The sequence below is a fragment of the Streptomyces sp. 3214.6 genome, assembly GCF_900129855.1.
In the GTDB taxonomy this organism is placed as follows: Bacteria; Actinomycetota; Actinomycetes; order Streptomycetales; family Streptomycetaceae; genus Streptomyces; species Streptomyces soliscabiei.
Genome location: NZ_LT670819.1, coordinates 7,363,474 through 7,379,172, shown reverse-complemented (window position 1 = coordinate 7,379,172; position 15,699 = coordinate 7,363,474). Strand labels below are relative to the sequence as shown.

Annotated in this window: 19 protein-coding genes; 6 read left to right on the top strand and 13 right to left on the bottom strand. The window is 72.9% G+C overall.

Annotated features, from left to right (window positions below):
- Window positions 1–100: 100 nt before the first annotated feature.
- Entirely contained in the window at window positions 101–736 is a 636-nt protein-coding gene (locus B5557_RS33370) for a TIGR03085 family metal-binding protein (protein ID WP_079662952.1), read from the top strand.
- 14 nt (window positions 737–750) lie between these two features.
- Window positions 751–897 (top strand): hypothetical protein, encoded by a 147-nt coding sequence (locus B5557_RS43975; RefSeq protein ID WP_159424466.1) that lies wholly within the window; start codon window positions 751–753, stop codon window positions 895–897.
- A gap of 48 nt (window positions 898–945) precedes the next feature.
- Here B5557_RS43975 and B5557_RS33365 read toward each other — a convergent pair whose 3' ends face one another.
- The 10 genes from B5557_RS33365 to hisD all read right to left on the bottom strand — a co-directional run bounded on the left by B5557_RS33365 (window position 946) and on the right by hisD (window position 8,696).
- Window positions 946–2,247, bottom strand: a complete 1,302-nt coding sequence (locus B5557_RS33365; RefSeq protein ID WP_231976116.1) for an MFS transporter — start codon at window positions 2,245–2,247, stop codon at window positions 946–948.
- A 13-nt stretch (window positions 2,248–2,260) separates the two neighbouring features.
- A complete protein-coding gene (locus B5557_RS33360) occupies window positions 2,261–2,851 on the bottom strand; it encodes an ArsR/SmtB family transcription factor (RefSeq protein ID WP_079662950.1) in 591 nt (196 codons plus the stop codon).
- A 132-nt stretch (window positions 2,852–2,983) separates the two neighbouring features.
- Complete coding sequence (gene hisF / locus B5557_RS33355) at window positions 2,984–3,739, bottom strand: imidazole glycerol phosphate synthase subunit HisF (protein ID WP_079662949.1); 756 nt, start codon at window positions 3,737–3,739, stop codon at window positions 2,984–2,986.
- Window positions 3,736–4,131 (bottom strand): RidA family protein, encoded by a 396-nt coding sequence (locus B5557_RS33350; protein ID WP_079662948.1) that lies wholly within the window; start codon window positions 4,129–4,131, stop codon window positions 3,736–3,738. Before B5557_RS33350 ends, hisF begins: the two co-directional genes overlap by 4 nt.
- Window positions 4,128–4,853, bottom strand: a complete 726-nt coding sequence (priA, locus tag B5557_RS33345) for a bifunctional 1-(5-phosphoribosyl)-5-((5-phosphoribosylamino)methylideneamino)imidazole-4-carboxamide isomerase/phosphoribosylanthranilate isomerase PriA (protein WP_079662947.1) — start codon at window positions 4,851–4,853, stop codon at window positions 4,128–4,130. Before priA ends, B5557_RS33350 begins: the two co-directional genes overlap by 4 nt.
- Window positions 4,850–5,509, bottom strand: a complete 660-nt coding sequence (gene hisH / locus B5557_RS33340) for an imidazole glycerol phosphate synthase subunit HisH (RefSeq protein WP_443031297.1) — start codon at window positions 5,507–5,509, stop codon at window positions 4,850–4,852. Before hisH ends, priA begins: the two co-directional genes overlap by 4 nt.
- On the bottom strand, window positions 5,506–5,670 hold the full coding sequence (locus B5557_RS44350) for a hypothetical protein (RefSeq protein WP_173877759.1): 165 nt from the start codon (window positions 5,668–5,670) through the stop codon (window positions 5,506–5,508). The genes hisH and B5557_RS44350 overlap by 4 nt, the downstream gene beginning before the upstream one ends.
- Before the next feature lie 4 nt (window positions 5,671–5,674).
- Window positions 5,675–6,268 carry an imidazoleglycerol-phosphate dehydratase HisB gene (hisB, locus tag B5557_RS33335; RefSeq protein WP_079662945.1) on the bottom strand — a complete coding sequence of 198 codons (594 nt, stop codon included), beginning with the start codon at window positions 6,266–6,268 and terminating at the stop codon, window positions 5,675–5,677.
- Window positions 6,265–7,374, bottom strand: a complete 1,110-nt coding sequence (locus B5557_RS33330; RefSeq protein WP_079662944.1) for a histidinol-phosphate transaminase — start codon at window positions 7,372–7,374, stop codon at window positions 6,265–6,267. The genes hisB and B5557_RS33330 overlap by 4 nt, the downstream gene beginning before the upstream one ends.
- Window positions 7,371–8,696 (bottom strand): histidinol dehydrogenase, encoded by a 1,326-nt coding sequence (gene hisD / locus B5557_RS33325; protein ID WP_079662943.1) that lies wholly within the window; start codon window positions 8,694–8,696, stop codon window positions 7,371–7,373. The genes B5557_RS33330 and hisD overlap by 4 nt, the downstream gene beginning before the upstream one ends.
- Before the next feature lie 178 nt (window positions 8,697–8,874).
- Between hisD and B5557_RS33320 the strand changes: the two genes are divergently transcribed.
- The 4 genes from B5557_RS33320 to ybaK all read left to right on the top strand — a co-directional run bounded on the left by B5557_RS33320 (window position 8,875) and on the right by ybaK (window position 12,896).
- Entirely contained in the window at window positions 8,875–10,464 is a 1,590-nt protein-coding gene (locus B5557_RS33320) for an oxidoreductase (protein WP_079665140.1), read from the top strand.
- Between the two features lie 102 nt (window positions 10,465–10,566).
- Entirely contained in the window at window positions 10,567–11,610 is a 1,044-nt protein-coding gene (locus tag B5557_RS33315; RefSeq protein WP_079662942.1) for a hypothetical protein, read from the top strand.
- 11 nt (window positions 11,611–11,621) lie between these two features.
- Window positions 11,622–12,362: an LON peptidase substrate-binding domain-containing protein gene (locus B5557_RS33310; RefSeq protein WP_079662941.1), complete on the top strand. Its 741-nt coding sequence runs from the start codon at window positions 11,622–11,624 to the stop codon at window positions 12,360–12,362.
- 30 nt (window positions 12,363–12,392) lie between these two features.
- Complete coding sequence (gene ybaK, locus B5557_RS33305) at window positions 12,393–12,896, top strand: Cys-tRNA(Pro) deacylase (protein WP_079662940.1); 504 nt, start codon at window positions 12,393–12,395, stop codon at window positions 12,894–12,896.
- A gap of 110 nt (window positions 12,897–13,006) precedes the next feature.
- Here ybaK and B5557_RS33300 read toward each other — a convergent pair whose 3' ends face one another.
- From B5557_RS33300 to B5557_RS33290, 3 genes are all read right to left on the bottom strand, one after another.
- The gene (locus B5557_RS33300) at window positions 13,007–13,741 is read right to left on the bottom strand and encodes a DUF2567 domain-containing protein (RefSeq protein WP_443031296.1); all 735 of its coding nucleotides are present in this window, start codon (window positions 13,739–13,741) and stop codon (window positions 13,007–13,009) included.
- A 34-nt stretch (window positions 13,742–13,775) separates the two neighbouring features.
- Entirely contained in the window at window positions 13,776–14,600 is an 825-nt protein-coding gene (locus tag B5557_RS33295) for an ABC transporter permease (protein ID WP_079662938.1), read from the bottom strand.
- Between the two features lie 94 nt (window positions 14,601–14,694).
- Window positions 14,695–15,669 (bottom strand): ABC transporter ATP-binding protein, encoded by a 975-nt coding sequence (locus B5557_RS33290; RefSeq protein WP_079662937.1) that lies wholly within the window; start codon window positions 15,667–15,669, stop codon window positions 14,695–14,697.
- Window positions 15,670–15,699 lie beyond the last annotated feature (30 nt).

Genomic DNA, 15,699 nt, shown 5'->3' with positions numbered 1-15,699 from the left:
GCGCCACTGACAGTGACGGGACGGTGTCCACCGACTGGGAAGGGCGGAGCGAAGCGGGAGACGGGTGGGCGGACCTTCCGCACGGTCGTAGGCTGACTGCATGTCGACTTTCGCCAAGCGTGAACGGCTTCTCCTCGCCGACCTCTTGGAGACCGCGGGTCCCGAGGCGCCGACCCTCTGCGAGGGCTGGCAGACCCGGGATCTGGCCGCGCACGTGGTGGTGCGCGAGCGCCGCCCGGACGCCGCCGGCGGCATCCTGATCCCACAGCTCGCGTCCCGGCTGGACAAGGTGATGGAGGAGTTCGCTGCCAAGCCGTACGAGGAGCTCATCCAGCTGATCCGGACCGGTCCGCCGCGCTTCTCGCCCTTCCAGCTCAAGCAGATCGACGAGGCGTCGAACACGATCGAGTTCTACGTCCACACCGAGGACGTCCGCCGCGCCCAGCCGGACTGGACGCCGCGCGAGCTCGATCCGGTCTTCCAGGACGCCCTGTGGTCCCGGCTGGAGCGCACCGCCCGGCTGATGGGCCGCTCCACCCCCACGGGCCTGGTCCTGCGCCGCGCGGACGGCCGTACAGCGGTCGCCAACCGTGGCACGCCGGTGGTGACGGCGACCGGGGAGCCGTCCGAGCTGCTGCTGTTCCTGTACGGCCGGCAGAGCGCCGCCAAGGTGGAGCTGGTGGGCGAGAAGGACGCGCTCGAGAAGCTGCACGGCGGCAAGCAGCTCGGGATCTGAGGGGCGCACCGGTCATGATCAAGGTCGCGATGACCAGCGTGTACGTCGACGACGTCGCGAAGGCCCACGCGCAGGGGCCGCAGGAGCAGGGGCCTTTCGTGACGGCCGTCCTGGACGACACCGTGGGCAACCTGGTGCGGTTGTCTCGGCCGAAAGGGTGAGGGACGAAGGGATGAGGCCGAGGGCGGGGCCGGGGGCTGCGGGTGACGTCAGCGGGGGAGTTCGGCGTGGCGCAGGCCGGGGACGCACAGGGCCACGATCCCGCCGAGCCCGCAGACCGCGGAGCTGACGACGAACACGGGCCCGGTGCCCCAGGCGCCGATGGCGGCGGCCGACAGCGGCATGCTGAGCGGGGTGAGGCCGAGGCTGACGAGGCTGGAGACGGCGGTGACGCGGCCCAGGTAGGCGGGCTCGGCCTGGGTCTGGAGCAGGGCGCCGCACATGGCGCCGCTGAGGCCGGCGAGCAGCCCGATCAGCAGGGCCGTGCCGACGGCTGCGGCGACCGTCGGCGCGTAGGCGAGGGAGCCGATGGCCAGCGAACCGGCGAGGATCGACCAGCCGGCGACCTGTCCGGCGTGCGGGAGCCGCCCGCGCAGGGTCAGCAGCAGCGAGGCGGCGCCCGCGCCGACGCCGAACCCGCAGAGCACCCAGCCCATGCCGGAGGCGCCCCACCCGCGTTCGTCGGCCAGCAGGGTCAGGCCCACGTTGAGGGGTCCGACGAAGCCGAGGTCGCCGAGGGCGATGGCCGCCATCAGCGGGGCGAGAACGCGGTGGCGGCGGATGTATCCCAGACCGGCCACGAGGTCGGCCCAGGCGGTCGCGTTCGGCGCGCCGGCGTCGGCGGTGGTGTCGGCTGTCGCGTCGGCCGCGGTGTCGTCCGGCGGTAGGTCGCGCGTCCGCACGCAGAGCAGCAGCGGCACCGACACCGCGATGAGCAGCCCGGCGATCGCGAACGCGGCCGTGGCGCCGCCCGCCGCCACGCCGAAGCCGCCGAGCGGGGCGCCGACGACGCTCGCGAACCGGATCGCCAGTCCGCGCATGCCCTGCACGCGCGCGAGTTGGTCACGACGTGTCACGCGCGCGGGCAGGGCGCCCACGGCCGGCACGAACACGGCGTCGACGGCGCCGAAGACCAGCGCCAGCAGGGCCAGCGGCCACAGGCCGGGAGAGGTCGCGTACAGCAGCGCGGCCACCGCGAGGACGGCCGCGCAGCGCACGGCGTCGCTGCCGATGACGACCCGGCGCGGACCCAGCCGGTCGGCGATCACTCCCCCGCCCAGCATCAACAGCGCCCTCGGCAGTGCGCTCGCCGTCATCACCAGCCCGGCCTGTGAGGGCGTACCGGCCTGTACGGCGGCCCAGGACAGGGCGATGTAGTAGACGCTGTCGCCGACCATCGAGGCGGTGTAGGCGGCGAGCCAGCGAAGCACGTTGGGGTCGCGATGGGCGGGCGGCTCGGGTGCGGCCGGCTGAGCGGTCCGCAGCGCGGTCTCGTGTGCGGTGGCGGTCACGGGCGGGCCTCTCTCAGATCCGGAAGGGGAACGCATACGTGTGCACCGCGACGTTCTCGCGGCCCTCGGTGTCGCCTGCGGTCTCGGCGGCCCGGCCGCGCTCGTCGTACGTGTGGAGGAGGGCGAGCATCTGCTGGGTGAGCTCGGCGAGTTCGTCCGCCGTGAGGCGCAGGGTCGCCTCGGTGGACTCGGCCGTCCGGTTCCACTCGGGGCTCCAGTGGGCCCGCTCGTCGAGCCAGCGCCGGTACATGTCCATGCGCTGTGCGGCGAAGAACCTGCTGGCCGCCGTGTGGGCGGCGGCCTTCTCGGGGGCGTCGCGGAAGTCCTCGTCTCGGATGCTCACCCCGTCGGAGGCGGGCTGCCACCAGCGCTCCCGGCCGTCCCCGCTCTGCGGCTCGGCCTCCTCGATCAGGCCGTGCTCGGCGAGCTTGCGCAGGTGGTAGCTGACGAGGGAGACGGCCTCGTCGACCTGTTCGGCGAGCTGGGAGGCGGTGGCGACCCGGGCGACCGTCAGGCCCCGGTACAGCTTCATCCGCAGGGGGTGGGCGAGGGCCTTGAGGGTGCCCAGGTCCGTGATCCGGCGGTCTCTCTCCTTGCCTGTCATGCCACCACCCTAGACAGGAAAGAAAAGTTGCGCAATTTATTTTGCGCAACTTCTCTTTCTCGTCCGGGTGCGAGTAAGCCCCGACCACCAGGTGGCCGGGGCTTACCTCACGTCATCACGCGCCCGAAGGCGTCACCGCACGGGGTGTCCCGCCTCCCGCAGCGTGTCCTTCACCTGCCCGATGCGCAGGTCGCCGAAGTGGAACACCGACGCGGCCAGCACCGCGTCCGCGCCCGCCTCGACCGCCGGCGGGAAGTCGGCGAGCCGACCCGCGCCGCCGGAGGCGATCACCGGGACCGTCACGTGCCTGCGCACGGCCGCGATCATCTCCAGGTCGTAGCCGTCCTTGGTGCCGTCGGCGTCCATCGAGTTGAGCAGGATCTCCCCCGCGCCCAGCTCGGCCGCCCGGTGCGCCCACTCGATCGCGTCGATGCCGGTGCGCTTGCGACCGCCGTGGGTGGTCACCTCGAAGCTCCCCGCAGGGGTCCGCCGGGCGTCCACCGACAGCACCAGCACCTGGCTGCCGAACCGCTCGGCGATCTCCTTGATCAGCTCGGGGCGGGCGATCGCGGCCGTGTTCACACCCACCTTGTCGGCACCCGCGCGCAGCAGTTTGTCGACGTCCTCGGGGGTGCGCACCCCGCCGCCGACGGTGAGCGGGATGAACACCTGCTCGGCGGTGCGCCGCACCACGTCGTAGGTGGTCTCGCGGTTGCCGGAGGAGGCGGTGATGTCCAGGAACGTCAGCTCGTCGGCGCCCTCGGCGTCGTACACCTTGGCCATCTCGACGGGGTCGCCCGCGTCGCGCAGGTTCTGGAAGTTGACGCCCTTGACGACCCGGCCGTTGTCCACGTCCAGGCAGGGGATGACTCGGATCGCCAGGGTCATGACGGCACTCCCCGGAACGCCTCCACCTCGACCTCGACGACCAGGGACGGGTCCACGAAACCGGAGACGATGATCATGGAGGCGGCGGGCCGGACGGAGTCGAACAGCTCCTTGTGGGCGCGTCCGACGTCGTCCACGTCCCGCGCGTGGGTGATGTACATGCGTGTCCGCACGACGTCGTCGCGTCCGAGACCCAGCTGCTCCAGCGCCGCGAACGCGACGTTGAAGGCGTTGACCGTCTGCTCGTAGGGGCCGCCCCCCGCGATCTCCCCGTCCACTATCGACGTGCATCCGGAGACCAGCACCAGGCCGTTCGGCAGCTCCACCGCGCGGGAGTAGCCGAAGACCTCCTCCCAGGGCGCGCCCGTCGTGACGCGTCGTACGTCGCTCACCGGGCCACCGCCTCCAGGGCCTCTTCCAGCGTGAACGCCTTGGCGTAGAGGGCCTTGCCGACGATGGAGCCCTCGACGCCGAGGGGCACCAGCTCGGCGAGGGCCCGCAGGTCGTCGAGGGAGGACACGCCGCCCGACGCCACGACCGGCCGGTCGGTGGCCGCGCAGACGTTCCTCAGCAGCTCCAGGTTCGGGCCCTCGAGCGTGCCGTCCTTGGCGATGTCGGTGACGACGTACCGCGCGCAGCCCTCCTTGTCGAGGCGCTCCAGCGTCTCGTAGAGGTCGCCGCCGTCACGGGTCCAGCCACGCCCGCGCAAGGTCGTGCCGCGGACGTCGAGGCCGACGGCGATCTTGTCGCCGTGCTGGGCGATGACCTCGGCGACCCACTCGGGCGTCTCCAGGGCGGCCGTGCCCAGGTTCACGCGCGTGCAGCCGGTGGCGAGGGCGGCGGCGAGGGTGTCGTTGTCGCGGATGCCGCCGGACAGCTCCACCTTGATGTCCATGGCCCCCGCGACCTCGGCGATCAGCGCGCGGTTGTCGCCGGTGCCGAACGCGGCGTCCAGGTCGACCAGGTGCAGCCACTCGGCGCCCGAGCGCTGCCAGGCCAGAGCGGCCTCCAGGGGCGAACCGTAAGAAGTTTCCGTCCCCGACTCGCCGTGCACGAGGCGGACGGCCTGGCCGTCGCGGACGTCGACGGCGGGGAGGAGTTCGAGCTTGCTCACAGGGTTCCGATCCAGTTGGTGAGGAGCTGGGCTCCGGCGTCGCCGGACTTCTCGGGGTGGAACTGCGTGGCCCACAGGGCGCCGTTCTCCACGGCGGCCACGAACGGCTTCCCGTGCGTCGACCAGGTCACCTTCGGAGCCCGCAGCAGCGGGTTGTGCACGTCCAGGGACCAGTCGTGGACGGCGTAGGAGTGCACGAAGTAGAAGCGCGCGTCCGCGTCCAGGCCGGCGAACAGCTCGGAGTCGGCCGGGGCGTCGACGGTGTTCCAGCCCATGTGGGGCACGATCTCGGCCTGGAGCGGCTCGACCGCGCCGGGCCATTCGTCCAGGCCGTCGGTCTGGACGCCGTGCTCGATGCCGCGCGCGAAGAGGATCTGCATGCCGACGCAGATGCCCAGGACCGGGCGGCCGCCGGACAGTCGCCGGTCGATGATCCAGTCGCCGCGGGCCTCCTTCAGGCCCTTCATGCAGGCGGCGAAGGCGCCTACGCCCGGCACCAGCAGCCCGTCGGCGTTCATGGCCGTGTCGTAGTCGCGCGTGATCTCCACGTCGGCGCCGGCGCGCGCGAGGGCACGCTCGGCGGAGCGCACGTTGCCGAAGCCGTAGTCGAAGACCACGACCTTCTTGGCGGCTCCGGCCTTTGCGGCGGTGCTCAATTCCACACCTCCAGCCGCACCACACCCGCCACGAGACACATCGTGGCGCCGATCGAGAGCAGCACGATCAGGCTCTTCGGCATCTGCTGCTTGATGAAGGAGTAGATGCCGCCGGCCAGGAAGAGGCCGACGACGATCAGGAGGGTCGACAGTCCGGTCATGGCTCTACAGCGCGCCCTTCGTGGAGGGGAGGATGCCGGCCGCGCGCGGGTCGCGCTCGGAGGCGTAGCGCAGGGCCCGGGCCAGCGCCTTGAACTGGCACTCCACGATGTGGTGCGCGTTGCGCCCGTAGGGCACGTGCACGTGCAGCGCGATCTGCGCCTGGGCGACGAAGGACTCCAGGATGTGCCGGGTCATCGTGGTGTCGTACTCGCCGATCATCGGCGCCATGTTCTCGGGCTCGGTGTGCACGAGGTAGGGGCGGCCGGACAGGTCGACGGTCACCTGGGCGAGCGACTCGTCCAGCGGGACCGTGCAGTTGCCGAAGCGGTAGATGCCCACCTTGTCGCCGAGGGCCTGCTTGAAGGCGGCGCCGAGCGCGAGGGCGGTGTCCTCGATGGTGTGGTGGGAGTCGATGTGCAGGTCGCCGTCGGTCTTCACGGTCAGGTCGAACAGGCCGTGCCGGCCGAGCTGGTCGAGCATGTGGTCGTAGAAACCGACACCGGTCGACACATCGACCTTGCCGGTGCCGTCGAGGTTGATCTCGACGAGGACCGAGGTCTCCTTGGTGGTGCGCTCCACGCGTCCTACGCGGCTCATGAGCTCTGCTCCTTCTTGACTTCACGGACCGCGTCGAGGAACGCGTCGTTCTCTTCGGGGGTTCCGGCGGTGACCCGCAGCCAGCCGGGCACGCCGTTGTCGCGGACCAGGACGCCCCGGTCGAGGATCCGCTGCCAGACGGCGTGGGCGTCGGCGAACCGCCCGAACTGCACGAAGTTGGCGTCGGACGGCGTGACCTCGTACCCGATCGCGAGCAGCTCGCTCACCAGCCGGTCCCGCTCCGACTTCAGCTGCTCGACGTACTTCAGCAGCGTGTCGGTGTGCTCCAGAGCGGCCAGCGCGGTCGCCTGCGTGACGGCCGACAGGTGGTACGGCAGCCGGACGAGCTGGACGGCGTCCACGACCGCGGGGTGCGCGGCGAGGTAGCCGAGGCGCAGGCCGGCGGCGCCGAAGGCCTTCGACATCGTCCGTGAGACGACGAGATTCGGCCGGCCCTCGAGCAGCGGCAGCAGCGAGTCGCCGTGGCTGAACTCGATGTACGCCTCGTCGGCGACGACCATCGACGGCTTCGCGGCCTGCGCCGCCTCGTACAGCGCGAGGACCGTCGCAGCCGGGACCGCGGTGCCGGTGGGGTTGTTGGGGGTGGTGATGAAGACGACGTCGGGCCGGTGCTCGGCGATGGCCTTCTCGGCCGCCCCGAGGTCGATCGTGAAGTCCTCGCCCCGCGGGCCCGAGATCCATCCGGTCCCGGTACCGCGCGCGATGAGCCCGTGCATCGAGTACGACGGCTCGAAGCCGATCGCCGTACGACCCGGTCCGCCGAAGGTCTGCAGCAGCTGCTGGATGACCTCGTTGGAGCCGTTCGCCGCCCACACGTTCGCCAGGCCCACCTCGTACCCGGCGGTGTCCGTCAGGTACTTCGCGAGCCGGGTGCGCAGCTCCACGGCGTCGCGGTCCGGGTAGCGGTTGAGGTCGCGGGCCGCCTCGCGCACCCGCTCGGCGATCCGCTCGACCAGCGGCGCGGGCAGCGGGTAGGGGTTCTCATTGGTGTTCAGCCGTACGGGGACGTCCAACTGGGGCGCGCCGTAGGGGGACTTGCCGCGCAGCTCGTCCCGTACGGGAAGATCGTCGATTCCGAAGCTCACTTGCTCTCAGGCACCTTCCAACCGAACCTCGCCTTGACCGCCGCGCCGTGCGCGGGCAGGTCCTCGGCCTCCGCCAGCGTCACCACGTGATGCGCGACCCCGGCCAGCGCGTCGCGCGTGTAGTCGACGATGTGGATGCCCCTCAGGAAGGACTGCACGGACAGGCCGGAGGAGTGGCAGGCGCAGCCGCCTGTGGGGAGGACGTGGTTGGACCCCGCGGCGTAGTCGCCCAGGGACACCGGCGCCCAGGGGCCGATGAAGATCGCGCCCGCGTTCCTGACCCGGTCGGCCAGGGCGGCGGCGTCGACGGTCTGGATCTCCAGGTGCTCGGCGCCGTACGCGTTGACGACGCGCAGGCCCTCGTCGATCCCGTCGACCAGCACGATCGCCGACTGCCTGCCCTTGAGCGCCGGGACGATCCGGTCCTCGACGTGCTTGGTGGCCGCGACCTGCGGCTGCAGCTCCTTCTCGACCGCGTCCGCCAGCGCGACGGAGTCGGTGACCAGCACCGCTGCCGCCAGCGGGTCGTGCTCGGCCTGGCTGATCAGGTCGGCGGCGACATGCACGGGGTCGGCGCTGTCGTCGGCCAGGACGGCGATCTCGGTCGGGCCGGCCTCGGCGTCGATGCCGATCCTGCCGGTGAAGTAGCGCTTGGCGGCGGCGACCCAGATGTTGCCGGGGCCGGTGACCATGTCGGCGGGCGGGCACGACTCGGTGCCGTACGCGAACATCGCGACGGCGGTGGCGCCGCCGGCCGCGTACACCTCGTCGATGCCGAGCAGCGCGCACGCGGCGAGGATCGTCGGGTGCGGCAGGCCGTCGAACTCGGCCTGGGCGGGGGAGGCGAGCGCGATGGACTCGACGCCGGCCTCCTGCGCGGGCACGACGTTCATCACGACCGACGACGGGTACACCGACCGGCCGCCGGGCGCGTACAGCCCGACCCGGTCGACCGGCACCCACCTTTCGGTCACCGAGCCGCCGGGCACGACCTGGGTCGTGTGCGTCGTACGGCGCTGCGCGCGGTGGACGAGACGGGCGCGGCGGATGGACTCCTCCAGGGCCGCGCGCACGGCCGGGTCGAGCCGCTCCAGCGCGTCGGCGAGGGCCTGCGCCGGGACCCGTACGGATGCCAGCCGCACCCCGTCGAACTTCTCGGCGAAGTCGATCAGCGCCGCGTCGCCCCGATGATGCACGGCCTCGCAGATCGGACGCACCTTCTCCAGGGCGGCCGAGACGTCGAAGTCGGCTCGGGGCAGCAGGTCGCGCAGGGCGGGTCCCTCGGGGAGGGCGTCGCCGCGCAGATCGATTCGGGAGATCACGCGGTCAATTCTCTCAGACCGGGATCGGGCGTCGTCCGCGCGTATCAATGGCTGATACAGAACCTGGCCGGAAATCGGAAGATCACCTTCACCGGGAGCGTTCGGGGGGTCACTCAACGGGCATGAACAGCTGTGCGAAACCTGTGAGTAACGACGGAAACGAAGTGGGGTGAACCGTGTGACCGAGGGGGCGGGCATCCGCACCGGGGATGCCGCCGGAGACCTGCCGGACGACCTGACCGCCGCCGAGGCCGGCATGTGGCAGGCCTTCCGCAACGGCAGCGCGTACGACCTGAGCAGCGGGGACACGGTCGTCGACGACCCGCACGGCGGGCATCCCTGGGGCGAGGCGCGCACCGTGCGGGCCCGTATCGTCGCCTGGCTGCTGCTGGCCGGTCCGCCCGCGCTGGCCGGCCGGGTCTCCTCGCTGAAGCTGGTCGGCGTGCAGATCAGCGGCACCCTGGACCTCGCGGGCGGCACGGTGGTGCCGTATGTGGAGATGCGGCGCTGCCGGTTCGAGCGGGAGGTGCTGCTGCCGGAGGCGCGGTTCACGACCCTGCGGCTGGTGGACTGCCAGGTGCCGCGCCTGGAGGCGGCCCGGGTGCACACCGAGGGCGATCTGCACCTGCCCCGCTGCCGCTTCCACAACGGCGTCCGGCTCACCGACGCGCACATCGGCACGGACCTGCTGCTCAACCAGGCGATCGTCTACCGCGACCGCTCCGGCCGCTCGATCGCCGCCGACGGCATGACGGTCGGCCAGGACCTCCAGGCGGAGCTGCTGGAGTCGCACGGCGAGCTGAGTCTGCGCAGCGCCCAGATCGGCGTGTCGCTGAGCCTGCGCGGGGCGCGGCTGACCAACCCCTACACGCGGCTCGCGCTGAACGCGCCCCAGCTGACCGTGGAACGCTCGCTGTACCTGACCCCGGCCGGCGTCGGCGGCCAGGCGCTGAGCGGCACGACGCCCGCGCGCGGGACGCGCATCCAGCGCTTCGAGTGCCGGGGCGGGGTGCGGCTGGACGACGGACGGTTCGGGGACGCCGTGGACCTGGAGCGGGCCCGGTTCACCTTCACAGAGGACCAGGAGCTGTCGCTGCGCCGGGTGCAGACGCCCGAGCTGCGCTTCCTCGGGGAGCGGCCGAGACGCGGCAAGGTGGTGCTGTCGGGCGCCCGGGTGATCAACCTGGTGGACCGGGCGAGCGCCTGGCCGGGGCCGGGCAACCTGCACATGGGCGGCTTCGCGTACGAGAACCTGGTGCCGCAGGGCCCGTTCCCGCTGGCCGAGCGGCTGCGCTGGGTGGCCGCGGCGACCGCCGAGTACGCCCCGGAGCCGTACGAGCGGCTGGCGGCCGTGCTGCGGGCCGGCGGGGAGGACGAGGACGCCCGCGAGGTGCTGCTGGCCAAGCAGCGCCGCCGCCGGGAGACGCTTCCGCCGGCCGCGAAGGTGCTGGGATACGTCCAGGACTGGACGGTCGCCTACGGGTACCGGCCGGGCCGGGCGGCGGTGTGGATGGCGGTGCTGTGGGCGGCGAGCTCCCTGGCCTTCGCACACGCCCCGCATCCGCCCGTCGACCGCACCGGACACCCGCCCTGGAACCCGGCGCTCCTCGCCCTCGACCTGCTGCTGCCCGTCATCGATCTGGGGCAGGCAGGGCAGTGGCAGCTGCGCGGCGGCTGGCAGTGGCTGTCGGCGGCGCTGATCCTGCTCGGCTGGATCCTGGCGACGACGGTGGCGGCGGGGGCGACGCGACTGCTGCGCCGGGGCTGAGCGCCCCGCCCCTTCCACCTTTACCGTCCCTTGACCCGGGGCCGTACAACTTTCCACAGGTTGCCCGAACCCTCTGGCGCAATCTGAACCAGCGGCTTTTCAATGGTCGGCACCATGGCTCTGCTGCCCCCGTTCATCCGCGCCTCCCGGTTCTCCCGGACGGCGCGGAACGCCGCCCCCCACAGCGCCGCCGGGCTCCCCGCCGACGACGAGGTGCTCCTCGACGTGCCCGACGACCGGCTCGGGCCCGCGCTGGTCGCCGCCGGCCTGGGCGCCTACGCGCCCGCCGCCGAGCTGCTGGCCCACACCCGGGAACGGGCCGAGTGGGAGTACCGCGACCGGTACGTGACCCGGCTGGCGTCCTTCGCGCGCTCGCGTCCGGAGTGGTTCGAGGAGTGGGGCGCCGCCGCCCCGCGCGACCCCGACGTCCTCCTCGTCGCCGCCCAGCTCGCGGTGGCGCGCGCCTGGCAGTCACCGGCCCGGGCCGAACTGCTGCGCGAGGTGAGTCCGCTGATCACGGCGGCCGCGCAGAGCGACGTCCGCGACCCGGTGCCGTGGCGGATCGCCCTGGACCACGCGCGCGGGGCGCGGGCCGGGCACAAGTACTTCGGCGAGCTGTGGGCGGCCGCGGTCCGCCGCGCCCCGCACCACTACGGCTGCCATGTGGCCGCCAAACGCTATCTGGCCGAGTCGTGGCACGGCTCCCACCGGGAGTGCTTCGACTTCGCCGACCGGGCCGCGCAGGACGCCCCGGCCGGCTCCCTCGTCCAGGCGCTGCCCGCGCGGGCCGCCTTCGCGTACCTCACCGACGGCTGTGGCCCCGAGGTGCCGCGCGAGCGGCTGGACGCGGCGGCCGACCGCGCCCTCGCGCTCTCCGCGCGGTTCCCCGCCGCCGACCCGTGGCCGGCCGAGATCCGCAACGTCCTGACGTACGTCCTGGTCCGGCTGGGCCGCCGCGACGACGCCCTCGCACAGCTGCGCCTGATCGGCCCGTACGCCACCTCCTTCCCCTGGGGCCGGCTGTCGGACGACCCCCTCGGGCACTTCCTGGCCGTACGCGAGGAAGTGCGCTCGGGACCGTCGGGGCAGACCCCGTGGCGTCCGGGGAACGGGCACGGCGGACGAGCCCGCGCGCTGGACCACTAGGCTTCTGCGTCGTGACCACCGTCCGCCTGCCGCTCTTCCCCCTGAACTCGGTGTTGTTCCCGGGACTCGTGCTCCCGCTCAACGTCTTCGAGGAGCGCTATCGCGCCATGATGCGCGATCTGTTGAAGACCCCCGAGGACGAATCGCGCCGGTTCGCCGTCGTCGCCATCCGCGATGGCCACGAGGTGGCGCCCAGCGGGCCGGGGCTGCCCGACCAGACCGCGCTGCCCGAGCGCGGCCCCGCGGCCGGCTTCGGGGACGATCCGGTCAAGGCCCTGCACGGCGTCGGCTGCGTGGCCGACGCGGCGACGATCCGCGAGCGGGCCGACGGCACGTTCGAGGTGCTGGCGACGGGCACGACCCGCGTGAAGCTGCTCTCGGTGGACGCCTCGGGCCCGTTCCTGACGGCCGAGCTCCAGGAGCTGCCGGAGGACCCGGGGGACGAGGCGGGTGCCCTCGCGGAAGGCGTGCTGCGGGCCTTCCGCCAGTACCAGAAGCGTCTGGCGGGCGCCCGCGAACGCTCCCTGGCCACCGGCGCGGACCTCCCCGACGACCCGTCGGTCGTGTCGTACCTGGTGGCGGCCGCGATGATGCTGGACACCCCGGCCAAGCAGCGCCTCCTCCAGGCCCCCGACACGGCCTCCCGGCTGCGGGACGAGCTGAAGCTGCTGCGCGCGGAGACGGCGATCATCCGCAGCCTGCCCTCACTGCCCGCGTCGGACCTGACGCGAGGCCCGACCAGCCTCAACTGAAGACACCTCAAGGCAACTGAAGGCCCGAGCATGGCGAAGAAGCCGAAGAAGCAACAGCAGCCCGGCGGCACACCCGCGACGGTGGCCCTGACGGCGGCGGGGGTGGACTTCACCGTCCACGCCTACGACCACGACCCGAGCCACCCGTCCTACGGCGAGGAAGCGGCCGAGGCGATGGGCGTGTCCCCCGACCGGGTCTTCAAGACCCTGGTCGCGGACGTCGACGGCGCCCTCACGGTGGCGGTGGTCCCGGTGGCCGGCTCCCTGGACCTGAAGGCCCTGGCGGCGGCGGTCGGCGGCAAACGGGCGGCCATGGCCGACCCGACCCTGGCGGAACGCACCACGGGCTACGTCCGAGGCGGCATCTCCCCCCTGGGCCAGCGCAAGAGACTCCCCACGGTCCTGGACGACTCGGCCACGACCCACCCCACGATCTGCGTCTCGGCGGGCCGCAGGGGCTTGGAGGTGGAGCTGTCCCCCCAGGATCTGGCCCACCTGACGGAGGCGGTACTGTCCCCAATCGCCCGCGCATAACAGCCCGTGCGGCGCTTGAGGACGAGGCCCGTTCAGGGCCGACAGCGGGGGTCCGGGGGCGCAACCCCCGGGGATGGGACCGGGTAGGGCGGCGGGGGCGAAATCCCGCCCTAAGCCACAGGCGCCCCGTACCCGTCCGCAGGCGGAGCCCCCTGCGCCTGATATGGATCGGGATCCCGAGGCCCGAACAGCGCCGTAAGTCCCAGATGCACCAGCAACCCGGCCAACGACCAGGCCAGCAACGCCCCCTTCGCCCCGAGCTTCAGCGGCGCCGAGAACGTCACCCCCTTGCCCGCGGCCCGCGCATGCGCCAGCACATCGGAGTCGGGCCCGAGCCACACCCCCACCCGCCACGCCAGCAGCGACCCGAGCAACCCCCCGAGCGCCAGGGCGACGACGAGCGGCACTCCCCCACGCCGCCGCCAGGCGAACACCGCCACAGCGCTCACCGCACCGAACGCCAGAGCCAGCAGCGTGAACGTTCCGTCCACCCCGATCGCCTGCTCCCCCTCGGTGTCCTTGAAGTAGACGACCCAGTTGCCCTGGACCACGTCCCCCACGAGCGGCACCTTCGGCGCCAGCCACACCCACAGCAGCCCGAGCAGCGCCCCGGTGAGCGCGACCCCCACCGTGATCACGGCGGCTTCCCGCAGTTCGGTCTTCATCCCGGGCCCGTCCTGTCCGTACGACACCTCGTGGGGCGCGGCGGCCATCCCGGCGTACCCTCCGGGCGACGGCGGCCACGCCTCGTGCGGAGACGGCCGGCGCGGGGACGGCTCAGGCGAGGACGGTACGTGCGGGGACGGCTCGTGCGGCGGCGGAGGCGGAGTCAGCGGTGCGGTCACCCTGCCATCGTGCCAGGCCCGCCCGTGCGGCGCGTCACCGGACGGCGGCCCGACGGTACGCCCAGGTGGCGACGGCGAGCGACACGACGCCCACGCCCGCGCACACGGCGAGGTCGCCGAGGACGAACGCCCAGTCGGGATCCGCCCCGAACGTCCGCGCGAAGGCCTCGACGCCGTACGTCGACGGCAGCAGGTCGCGGGCGAAGCGCACCGCCTCCGGCATCCGGTCCGGCGGCAGCACACCCAGCAGCAGCGCGGCCGACATGCCGAGCTGCCCCAGCACCGTGGCCAGCTCCGGCCTCGGCGCGAGCAGCCCGAAGGCCGCCCCGAGCCCGGACAGTGCGGCGCCCGCCAGCGGGATCACGGCCGCGAGCACCCACAGATGCGTCAGCGGCAGCCCGAACAGCACGCACCCGAACACGGCCGTCACCAGCGTCCCCGGCACGGTGAACGAGGCGTACGCCCCGGCCGCGCCCAGCACCACGGCCGCCGGCGGCACCGGAAGAGTCGCGTAGTGATCCAGCCCGCCGCTCGCCCGCAGCTGTCCGAAGTACTGCGCGAGCAGGTTCAGCGCGACGAAGGCGACGACCAGCACGGCCGACCCCGCGACGACGGCCTCCGCCTCGCGCCCGCCGTCCACCACGCCCCGCATCATGATCAGGATGCCGACCGACTGGAAGGTCGCCACGAACAGCAGCGGAATGCGCGCCACCCGCGCCCGGGACAGCTGCGCCCGGTACACGGCCACGAGCGACGGCCACAGCCGCGCGCGCGGCGCAAGCTCGGCGACGGCACGGTGGGCCGGCTCCGTGACGGCCCCGGCGCTCCCCGGCAGAACCTCGGCGGGTACGACACTCACGTGACGTTGCTCCTCTTCCCTACGGTTCTCATACCGTCCCATACGGAGACGAGGGCTCTCGCACTCACGGCTCTCGCGCTCACGGTCCTCGCGCTCATGCCCGCACCAGCCCCTGCCGTGCCGCCCCGCCCAGCGCCAGGTAGACGTCCTCCAGGCTCGGGGTGGCCAGGGTGAAGTCGTCGAGCGCGGCGAACGCGGCCCCGCCGGTGACGGTGGCGACGATCGCACGGGCCTCGTCGGGGGCGAGCCGCAGCGTCCAGCGGCGCCCGGACTCCACGGCCCGCTCGCGCAGCGCGGCGACCTCGGGCACGTCCAGCGGTGCCCGCTCCCGCCACACCAGCTCGACCCGCACCTCCCCTGCGACCTGCTCCTTGAGCCCGGCGGGGGTGTCACAAGCGATGACCCGGCCCTGGTCGAGGACGGCGACCCGGTCGAGGACGGTCTCCGCCTCGATGACGTTGTGGGTGACGAGCAGCACGGTCGCCCCGTGTTCGGCCCGCCGCCGGTCCACGGCGGCCCACACGGCCCGGCGCGCGACCGGGTCCATCCCGGTGGTCGGCTCGTCCAGCACCAGCAGCGGCCGCTCCCCCACCAGCACGGCCGCGAAGCAGGCCAGCCGCCGCTGCCCGCCGGACAGCTTGCGCAGTGGCCGGCCGGCGATCGGCGTGAGGCCCAGCTCGTCGAGGACGGCGTCCCGCTCCCGGCGGGCGGCGCGCACGTCGAGGCCGCGCAGCCGTCCGGTGGTCTCGGCGGCGAGGGAGACGGTGAGTTCGTCGAGGGCGGTGGACTCCTGCCCGAGGTAGGCGAGGATCCGCGCGGCCCGCTCGGGGTGGCGCACGATGTCGTGGCCGAGGATCTCCACGCTGCCCGTGTCCGGCCGCATGAGCCCGGTCAACTGCCGGACGAGGGTGGACTTGCCGGCCCCGTTCGGCCCGAGCAGCCCGAAGATCTCGCCGCGCCGGATGTCCAGCCGTACGTCGTCGGTGGCCCGGACCTCGGGGGTCGCGGGGGTGCCGCGCCGGCCCCGGACCGCCGGATACGTCTTGGTCAGCCCGCGCACGGCACACACGACCTCGTCCTTGTGCCGAGTCACCGGTGC

Coding starts and splice junctions, on each gene's coding strand:
- B5557_RS33370 (WP_079662952.1), top strand. CDS start 101: ATGTCGACTTTCGCCAAGCGTGAACGGCTTCTCCTCGCCGACCTCTTG.
- B5557_RS43975 (WP_159424466.1), top strand. CDS start 751: ATGATCAAGGTCGCGATGACCAGCGTGTACGTCGACGACGTCGCGAAG.
- B5557_RS33360 (WP_079662950.1), bottom strand. CDS start 2,851: ATGACAGGCAAGGAGAGAGACCGCCGGATCACGGACCTGGGCACCCTC.
- hisF (WP_079662949.1), bottom strand. CDS start 3,739: ATGACCCTGGCGATCCGAGTCATCCCCTGCCTGGACGTGGACAACGGC.
- B5557_RS44350 (WP_173877759.1), bottom strand. CDS start 5,670: ATGACCGGACTGTCGACCCTCCTGATCGTCGTCGGCCTCTTCCTGGCC.
- hisB (WP_079662945.1), bottom strand. CDS start 6,268: ATGAGCCGCGTAGGACGCGTGGAGCGCACCACCAAGGAGACCTCGGTC.
- B5557_RS33315 (WP_079662942.1), top strand. CDS start 10,567: ATGGTCGGCACCATGGCTCTGCTGCCCCCGTTCATCCGCGCCTCCCGG.
- ybaK (WP_079662940.1), top strand. CDS start 12,393: ATGGCGAAGAAGCCGAAGAAGCAACAGCAGCCCGGCGGCACACCCGCG.